Consider the following 8,403-nt stretch of genomic DNA (forward strand, 5'->3'; position numbering starts at 1 on the left):
GTCTACATGATTGATGGCCCTGCCACACTCAAGCGCGAGGTCTGGGGATGCGAGCACGGCAACAGCGACTCCATCCTGTAACCATCCACCCTCGTAACCAGGACTTCTGCACTACCAACGACTCGCAGCAGAATCCCCTCATAGGGCGCTTCGAATCCCTATGTTGAGCAGGCACTTTACCGTCGGGTCCTCATCGCCCCTGGGAGGGGTCGCAACGTGGTCAACGCCGAGAACGACCACACTGCGGCCTTCTTGTCCTCATCGCCCCTGGGAGGGGTCGCAACGTGGTCATTCCCGCCACCTGCCCGCCGGCGCCGGGGGTCGCAACCCGAGCTGGACGCGATGGGCGTCGCGCCCGCTGAGGGGTCCTCATCGCCCCTGGGAGGGTCGCAACTCCCGCTCGGCCTTGACGATGCTGACCTCGGCCGGGTCCTGTAGATACCCGGCCCAGGGTTACTCCGGCACGTACAGGAAGTAGTCGCCTTCCTCGTCGTCCCACTCCATGACCACGACCCCGTTGGCCGCGGCCGCCTTGACGAACTGCAGGAACCCGGCGTAGCCGAGGTCCTTCTCCGACCAGCCCGGGGCGCGCTTGCGGAGCTGGTCCTTCAGGCCCGACAGCGGCACCTCGTCCTCCTCGCCCTGCAGGTCGAGCACGGTCTTCTTGAGCAGGTCGAACGCCTGGTCGGCGCGGCCACCCGCGGCCGGGAAGTCGACCGCGGGGTCGCCGGAGGCGGCGCCGTCCCCGAGGGCGACGACCCCGTTGCGCTCGAGCTGGCGCAGCAGCTCCCCGAAGGCGCGGAACCCGTAGTCGGACTCGGAGAAGGTCGGGTCCTTACGCAGCACGGCCCGCTTGAGGGTGGAGGCGAGCACCGGCTCGGCGCCGCTCTGCTTCAGCCCGGCCAGCGTCTGGGTGATCGTGCGCTGCAGGTCCTGCAGGTCCCGGTCACCCGATGCGCCCGGCGGGCGGGTCTTGGCCTTGCCCGACTTGGCCCGAGCGGGCGGCTTGGCCTTGGCCGCGCCGTTGCCGCCGGACCGGGCCGGCTGCGGGGTCAGCTCGGCGACCCCTGGCAGGCGGTCGTAGAACATGAACTCGTCGCAGGCGGGCGGGAGCAGGCCAGACGTCGACCCCCTGACCCCGATGCCGATCACCCGCCGGTTCAGGCCGCGCAGGGCCGCGACCAGCGGGGTGAAGTCGGAGTCGCCGGAGGCGATCACGAACGTGGACACGAAGCCACGCTCGTAGGCGAGCTCCATCGCGTCGACCGCGAGCTTGATGTCGGCGGCGTTCTTGCGGACCGCGCCGGTGCGCTGGGGGATGTCGATGAGCTCGCAGTTGTGCTGGACGAGGGAACGCCGGTCGTCGGCGAACAGCGTCCAGTCGGCGTAGGCGCGCCTGGCCACGACCCGGCCCCGCTCGGCGAGCGCGTCCATGATCGGGCCGACATCGAATGCACGGCCGATCTCGCGGGCGCCGATGACGAGGTTCTCGTGGTCGATGAACAGCGCGATGCGTTCTTCGTCGGTGGGCATGGCGCAACCATACGCCGTTTCCCACGGCGGTTCCGGCACCCACTCCCACGGCGTAGGCTGGACCGCGGGCAACGACAGGCCGGCGTGGCTCCGCTGGTGCGCGCCGGACGGCATTACCGAGGAGGCGCAAGTGCTGCTCGAAGGCAAGCGGGTGATCGCCCTGGTCGAGGAAGACTACGAGGACCTCGAGCACTGGTATCCGGTGCTGCGCCTGCGGGAGGAGGGCGCCGAGGTGGTGGTGGCCGGGCTCGGCGCGGCCAGCTACCGCGGCAAGTACGGGGTGCCCTGCGAGCCGGACACCGACGTGGAAGCGCTCGACATGGACGGCTTCGACGGCATCCTGGTCGTGGGTGGCTGGGCGCCCGACAAGCTGCGCCGCTCCGAGAAGGTGCTCGAACTGGTCCGCGAGGCCGACCGGGACGGCAAGGTGCTCGGCGTGATCTGCCACGGCGGCTGGGTGCCCGCGTCGGCCGGGGTGCTCAAGGGGCGCACGATGACCTGTACCGTTGGGATCAAAGACGACGTGATGAACGCGGGAGCCAACTACGTCGACGAGCCGGTGGTGGTCGACGGCAACCTCGTCACCGCCCGCCGGCCGCCGGACCTGCCCGGCTACGGCGCCGCGCTGGTCGAGGCGCTCAGGGCCGGCTCGGCATAGGCCGCCCAGGACCCGCCCAGCAGCTCCGTGCAGATCCGGTCCAGGGTCTCGTCATGCTCGTCGATGGTGGTCTCGGCGCGCAGGGCGAGCTCGTGCACATGCTCCGGGCGGGTGTCGTCCACGGCCTCGTCGCCCCGCTCGAGCCTGGTCTGCAGGCGGTAGTAGCGCAGCCCCTCACCGCCAGAGGGGAGCAGGCGGCGGGGCTCGGGCGCGGCGGGGCCGCCTGGGGAGCGCGGCCGACCAGTCCCGAGCGAGACGAGCAGGACGCCGCACTGCTCGTCGGGGTGGGCCCGGGCCGCCTCGGCCAGCGCCCACGCCGCCGGGTCGTTGGCGAACACCGCCCCGTCGACCAGCGTGAGCCAGCCGGCCTGCCCGCCGGCCCGGACCCGGGCCGGCGCGGCGTAGCCGCGGGTGGCGGTCGCCGCCCGGGCCACGTCGCACATGCGGAAGTCGCTGCCTGGCCGCGCCCGCGCGTCCCTGGAGCTGAACAGGAAGGGGCGCCGGTGCTCGACGTCGTAGGCGGTGACGAGCACGTCGGTGAGGGCCTCGCCGAGCCGGGTCGGGCCGAACCGGCCAGCCAGGAACAGCTCGGCGCCACGGCCCGGGTCGGCGCCACGGCCCCGGTCGGCGCGCCCACCCCCTGGCCCTGGCCCGCCCGGGTACAGGCCCTGCAGGAGCGGGCAGGTCAGCGTGCGGCGGCCCTCGTGGCGGCCGAGCCGGATCAGCTCGGCCGCGGTGCACTCTGGCCGCCCGTCCGGGCCCGGGCGGGCCAGGGCCAGGGCGAGCACCCCGCCGGTGGAGGCGCCCACGACCAGGTCGAACAGGTCGGCGGCGTTGCGGCCGGTCCGCTGCTCGAGCTCGGCCACGAGCATGGCCGGGACGATGCCACGCACCCCGCCACCGTCGATGGACAGCACCTTGACGACTCGCGCCATGGGATCGCTCCTTCGCCCTCGCCGTCTGGGTGACTTGCTCTCTACGACAGGAAAGACCGAATGGTCCTCGATCTTGGGCGGTTCGGCAAGTCGGCGTGCTCGCCCTTGCCCCGCACCTCCAGGAGCATGCCGGCGCGCAGCTGGCGCGCATGCCACGTCCTGGGCGCCTTGGATCAGCTGCTGTTTCGCGTTATGTCAACCGCTGGCGATGCGTCGCTCGGCCCTGTGACGCATTCCCTGGCCCCGGGCCAGCGCCGGCCCCGGGCCAGCGCCACCGCACGCCGGCCGCGGCCAGGTCATGCCAGAAGCCCGGGTAGGTCTTGGCGACGCAGCCCGGGTCCTCGATGGCGACCCCGGGGACGCGGGCCGCGACCGCGGCGAACGCCATGGCCAGGCGGTGGTCGCCGTGGGTGGCGATGCGGGCCGGGACCAGGCGAGCCCGGCCGCCGTGCACGACCAGCCCGTCAGGCCGCTCCTCGACCCCGACACCGAGCTTGGCCAGCTCGGCGGCGAGCGCTGCGAGCCGGTCGGTCTCGTGGCCGCGGACCACCGCCACCCCGCGGATGCGCGAAGCGCCCGGGGCGAGCGCGGCCAGCACGGCCACGGTGGTGACCTGGTCGGGCATGGCGGCCAGGTCGACGTCGACCGGGGCGAGCACCCGCGGTCCGGCCACGGTCAGGCTCGGCCCCTGGCGGCGGACGCTGGCGCCCATGCGGGCCAGCACCTCCGGGAGCGCGGCGTCGGGCTGGCGCGAGCCGGGCACCGCGTTGGCCACGGTCACCTCCCCCCCGGTGGCGGCGGCCAGGGCGTAGAGGTGGCCCGCGGCGCTCGCGTCGTACTCGATCTCGAGCGCCCTGGCCTGGTAGCGCCCGGGCTCGACCCGCCAGCTGGCGGCGCCGTCCCGCTCGACGACAGCGCCGAACCAGCGCATCACCTCGGCGGTGAGCTCGACGTAGCCGGGTGCCGCGAGCCCCTCGGCGGCCAGGCGCACCGGGACGCGGGCGAAGGGGGCGACCAGCAGCACCGCGCTGGCGAACTGGCTGGACCAGGCGGTGGGGACCGTTACCGGCCCGCCGGCCAGCCCGCCGCCGGCCGCGGTCACCGGCGGGAGGCCGCCGGCGTCGGCCACGGCCGCCCCCAGGGACCGGAGCGCGGCGGTGAGCGGCCCGATCGGGCGGGCGAGCAGACCAGGCCGGCCCGTCACGGTCGCCCCGGCCGGGGTCAGGGTGGCCACCGCGGCCAGGAACCGCATGGTCGTGCCGGACAGCCTGGCGTCCAGGGGCCGGTCCGGGGAGCGCGGCCGACCGCCGGTGCCGCGCACCCGCCAGGCGCCGCCTGCGTCGGCCACCCGCGCGCCCAGGGCGGCGACCGCCTCCCGCATGGCGTCGGAGTCGTCGCTGGCCAGCGGGCCGGCGAGCATGCTCTCGCCGTCGGCCAGGGCGGCGCAGACCAGCGCCCGGTTGGTCACGCTCTTGCTCGCGGGCGCGGCGAGCGTGGCCCGCACCGGCCCGGCCGGCAGCAGCTCGACCGCGTCGTCGACGCCGGGCCCCGCGCGCACCGGCCTGGGGCGGCCGCCGGCGGGGACGCCGGCTCCCGGGGGCGGGCCGACGCCGGGCCCGGCGCTCACCGGCCCCCGGCCGCGCTCATCCCGTCACCGGGGCGTGGCGTCGGCCCCCGGCCGCGCTCATCCCGTCACCGGGGCGTGGCGTCGACCCCCGGCCGCGCTCACCCCGTCACCGGGGCGGTGGTGTCCACCCGGGAGGGGTGAGCGGCCTCGTGGGCGGCGATCTCGTCGGCCCGCGCGAGCAGGTAGCCGAGCTCGTCGGTGCCCTCGAGCAGCATGGCCCGGGAGAACGGGTCGACCTCGAAGCGGGCCTGGGTGCCGTCGGGGAGCGTCACCGTGCCGGCGGCCAGGTCCACCGCCACCTCGGCGTCGGGCTCGGCCTCGGCCAGCGCGGCGGCCTGGGCGTGGGCGGCCGGGCCGAGCTCCACCGGGAGCAGGCCGTTCTTGAGCGCGTTGCTGCGGAAGATGTCGGCGAACGAGGTGGCCAGCACGGCACGGAACCCGAAGGCGGTGAGCGCCCACGGCGCGTGCTCGCGCGACGACCCGGCCCCGAAGTTGGCGCCCGCGAGCAGGATGCGACGCCCTGCCATGCCGGGCTGGTTGAGCACGAAGCCGGGCCGGGGAGCCCCGCTGGCATCGTAGCGCCAGTCGGCGAACAGGCTGTCGCCCAGGCCCGCCTTGTCGGTCGTCTTGAGGAAGCGGGCCGGGATGATCTGGTCGGTGTCGACGTCGTCGGCCAGCAGGGGTACCACGGCGCTGGAGAACGCGCGGAACGGCTCCACCGTCACACCCCCTCCCCGGGACCGGTCCCGCCCTGCCCGGAACCGGTCCCGCCCTGCCCGGAACCGGTCCCGCCGACCGTGACCCGCTCGCCGAGCCGGCGCGGGTCGGCGATCGCGCCGGCCAGGGCCGAGGCGGCGGCCGTGAGCGGGCTGGCCAGGAACGTCCGCCCACCGGCGCCCTGGCGACCCTCGAAGTTGCGGTTGGAGGTCGACACCGCGTACTGGCCGGGCGCGAGCTGGTCGCCGTTCATGGCGATGCACATCGAGCAGCCCGCCTCCCGCCACTCCGCGCCGGCGGCCCGGAACACCTCGGCCAGGCCCTCGGCCTCGGCCTGGCGCTTAACGTCCTGGGAGCCGGGCACGACCAGGACCCGCACCCGCGGGTCGACCTTGGCCCCGCGGAGCACGCCCGCGGCCTGGCGCAGGTCGGAGATGCGCGAGTTGGTGCACGAGCCGATGAACACCACGTCGACCGGGCGGCCGAGCAGCGGCTCGCCCGGGCGCAGGTCCATGTAGGCGAGCGCCTTGCGCAGCGCCTGCCTGCGGGCCGGGTCGGCCGCGTGGTCGGGGTCGGGGACCCGGCCGGTGACGGGCAGGCCCATGCCCGGGTTGGTGCCGTAGGTGACCATCGGCGCCAGCTCCGACGCGTCGATCGTCACCGACCGGTCGTAGACGGCGCCCTCGTCGGTCGGCAGCGTGCGCCAGTCGGCGACCGCGCGGTCCCAGGCGGCCCCCTTGGGCGCGTAGGCACGCCCGGCCACGTACTCGAAGGCGGTGTCGTCGGGGGCGGCCATGCCGGCCCGGGCGCCGCCCTCGATCGACATGTTGCAGATCGTCATGCGCTGCTCCATCGACAGCGCGCCGATGCCGGGGCCGGTGTACTCGAACACGTGACCGGTGCCGCCGCCGACCCCGATCCTGGCCAGCAGGGCCAGGATCACGTCCTTGGCCGCCAGGCCCGGGGCGAGCCGGCCCTCGACCCGCACCTCGTAGGTGCGCGGCCGGCGCTGCAGCAGCGTCTGGGTGGCCAGCACGTGCTCGACCTCGCTGGTGCCGATGCCGAACGCGAGCGCGCCGAGCGCGCCGTGGGTCGCGGTGTGGGAATCGCCGCACACGATCGTCATGCCGGGCTGGGTGAGCCCGAGCTCCGGCCCGATCACGTGCACGATCCCCTGGTGCGGGCTGCCCAGGCCGTGCAGGGGGATGCCGTGCTCGGCGCAGTTCTTCTCGAGCCTGCGGATCTGGGCGGCGGCCAGCTCGTCGGTGATCGGCAGGGCGCGGTCGTGGGTGGGGGTGGAGTGGTCGGCGGTGGCCACGGTGAGGTCGGGCCGGCGGACCTTCAGGCCGCGGGCGGCCAGGCCCGCGAACGCCTGCGGCGAGGTCACCTCGTGGACCAGGTGCAGGTCGACGTAGAGGACGGCCGGGTGGCCGGGTGTCTCGGCCACCACGTGGCGGTCCCACAGCTTGGCGAACAGCGTCTTCGGGCTGGCCATGGGCGGGGCACCTCGGTGCAGGCGGGTCGGGCCCGCGGGTCGGCCGGAGGCCGCGCGCCGGCCCCCGGGAGGATGGAGCGGACGTCGTCGTCGCGCCCATCCTATCCAAGCAGGCCCGGAGCGTGCCCGATTAGGCACAGGGCGGTCGAGCGGGTAGATTCACCCGCCATCGGGCCACTCGGGGGGTGATGCCATGCGGCCGGTCCGGCGGCTGTGGGAGGACCTGAAGCTCGACTGGCAGGTGGGGCTGCACCGGCTGCCGTTCTTCACCCAGCGGGCGGCGGTGACGCTGCTGGGCATCCTCGTGGCCACCCTCGCCCTGCTCGGCGGGCTCGCGGCGGTGGTCCGCCCGCCGCAAGCGGAGCGCCCTCCGGCCCTCACCGGCCCGGGCCGGAGCGGCGGCGGGCGGGCCACCCCGACGACCCTGCCCGGGCCGGGTGGGGCATCGGGCCCGGGGGCCGCGACCGGGTCGGGCGCCGCGGGCGGCGTGGCCCCGGGGACGCCGGGCGCCACGGCCCGGCCGGGCGGCACGCTCGCCACCCCGGGCGGCACCGGCGGAGCCGGGACCGGCAGCGGGGGCGGGACCGGCGCCACGGCCCCGCCGGCCACGGCGGGCAAGGGCGCGCCCACGACCGCCGTGCCCGGCACGACCAAGACAACCCTGCTCCCCTCCGTGAGCCTGCCCGGGGTGACCGTCACGGTGACCCTGCCCGACCTCCCAGGCCGTCCCTAGAGCGCCGGCCACAGAACTCCGGCCACGGAGCTCCGGCCATGGAGCGGTCTGGGGCTGCTCCCGGGCCGTCCCCAGCGGTCCGTCTCCGAGGTGTCCAGACGCCTCCAGGCCACCGTTCTCCCTACTCAGGCCCCTGTGCAACGGCACATGGTCATGGAGACGGACGACGAGCCCGCGGGGCGGGGCTGCTACATTGGCGTGGATGGCGCCCCGCCCCGCGCGACGGCGCCCCGGTACCCGTGACACGACTGGACGGCACCGTGACCGACACCGCCCCACCTGGCCAGGCCCAGGGCCCGGCCGACGCGCCCCGCCCCAAGCGCGAGATCCTCGGCCCCGCCGGCCTGGTTGTGATGGTGGCCGCGATCCTGGCCTTCACCGCCGTGAGCATCGTGATCGAGCTGGTGACCAACACCGGCCGTGCCACCTTCCACCCGACCGTCGACGTGCTCGGGCCGGTCGGCGACAGCCCCAACGAGGTGCGCGTGGTGTTCCATGTCCGCAACGGCAGCAAGAAGGCGGGCCGGCCGGACAAGTGCGAGGCGACCCTGTTCGACGTCAAGGGGGAGCGGGTCGGCACCGCCAGCGTGAGCGTGCACGAGGACATCCAGCCGGGCGAGACCCTGGACCTGCTGGCGGTCGGCACCACCGCCTCCCGCCCCATCAACGGCGCCGCCCGCTGCCGCAGCCTCGAGCCGGGCTAAG

8 protein-coding genes are annotated in these 8,403 nt (G+C 75.1%); 3 read left to right on the forward strand and 5 right to left on the reverse strand.

The window, feature by feature from the left end; all coding sequences use genetic code 11:
• Positions 1 to 453: 453 nt before the first annotated feature.
• A complete protein-coding gene (locus tag VG276_21620) occupies positions 454 to 1,533 on the reverse strand; it encodes an NYN domain-containing protein (protein ID HEV8651921.1) in 1,080 nt (359 codons plus the stop codon).
• Between the two features lie 130 nt (positions 1,534 to 1,663).
• Between VG276_21620 and VG276_21625 the strand changes: the two genes are divergently transcribed.
• A complete protein-coding gene (locus tag VG276_21625; protein HEV8651922.1) occupies positions 1,664 to 2,191 on the forward strand; it encodes a type 1 glutamine amidotransferase domain-containing protein in 528 nt (175 codons plus the stop codon).
• On the opposite strand, the gene VG276_21630 is transcribed toward VG276_21625, so the two are convergent.
• From VG276_21630 to leuC, 4 genes are all read right to left on the reverse strand, one after another.
• On the reverse strand, positions 2,146 to 3,126 hold the full coding sequence (locus tag VG276_21630) for a patatin-like phospholipase family protein (GenBank protein ID HEV8651923.1): 981 nt from the start codon (positions 3,124 to 3,126) through the stop codon (positions 2,146 to 2,148). The two genes, VG276_21625 and VG276_21630, sit on opposite strands and share 46 nt — an antisense overlap.
• 190 nt (positions 3,127 to 3,316) lie before the next feature.
• A complete protein-coding gene (gene aroA, locus VG276_21635; protein HEV8651924.1) occupies positions 3,317 to 4,753 on the reverse strand; it encodes a 3-phosphoshikimate 1-carboxyvinyltransferase in 1,437 nt (478 codons plus the stop codon).
• A 98-nt stretch (positions 4,754 to 4,851) separates the two neighbouring features.
• Positions 4,852 to 5,472, reverse strand: coding sequence for a 3-isopropylmalate dehydratase small subunit (leuD, locus tag VG276_21640; protein HEV8651925.1), 621 nt, complete (start codon positions 5,470 to 5,472; stop codon positions 4,852 to 4,854).
• A gap of 2 nt (positions 5,473 to 5,474) precedes the next feature.
• Positions 5,475 to 6,965, reverse strand: a complete 1,491-nt coding sequence (gene leuC, locus VG276_21645) for a 3-isopropylmalate dehydratase large subunit (GenBank protein HEV8651926.1) — start codon at positions 6,963 to 6,965, stop codon at positions 5,475 to 5,477.
• A gap of 193 nt (positions 6,966 to 7,158) precedes the next feature.
• On the opposite strand from leuC, the gene VG276_21650 reads away from it, so the two are divergent.
• Together VG276_21650 and VG276_21655 are read left to right on the forward strand one after the other, a co-directional pair.
• The gene (locus VG276_21650; protein HEV8651927.1) at positions 7,159 to 7,698 is read left to right on the forward strand and encodes a hypothetical protein; all 540 of its coding nucleotides are present in this window, start codon (positions 7,159 to 7,161) and stop codon (positions 7,696 to 7,698) included.
• A 260-nt stretch (positions 7,699 to 7,958) separates the two neighbouring features.
• Positions 7,959 to 8,402 carry a hypothetical protein gene (locus tag VG276_21655; protein ID HEV8651928.1) on the forward strand — a complete coding sequence of 148 codons (444 nt, stop codon included), beginning with the start codon at positions 7,959 to 7,961 and terminating at the stop codon, positions 8,400 to 8,402.
• Position 8,403 lies beyond the last annotated feature (1 nt).

Source organism: Actinomycetes bacterium, assembly GCA_036000965.1.
Taxonomy (GTDB): domain Bacteria; phylum Actinomycetota; class CALGFH01; order CALGFH01; family CALGFH01; genus DASYUT01.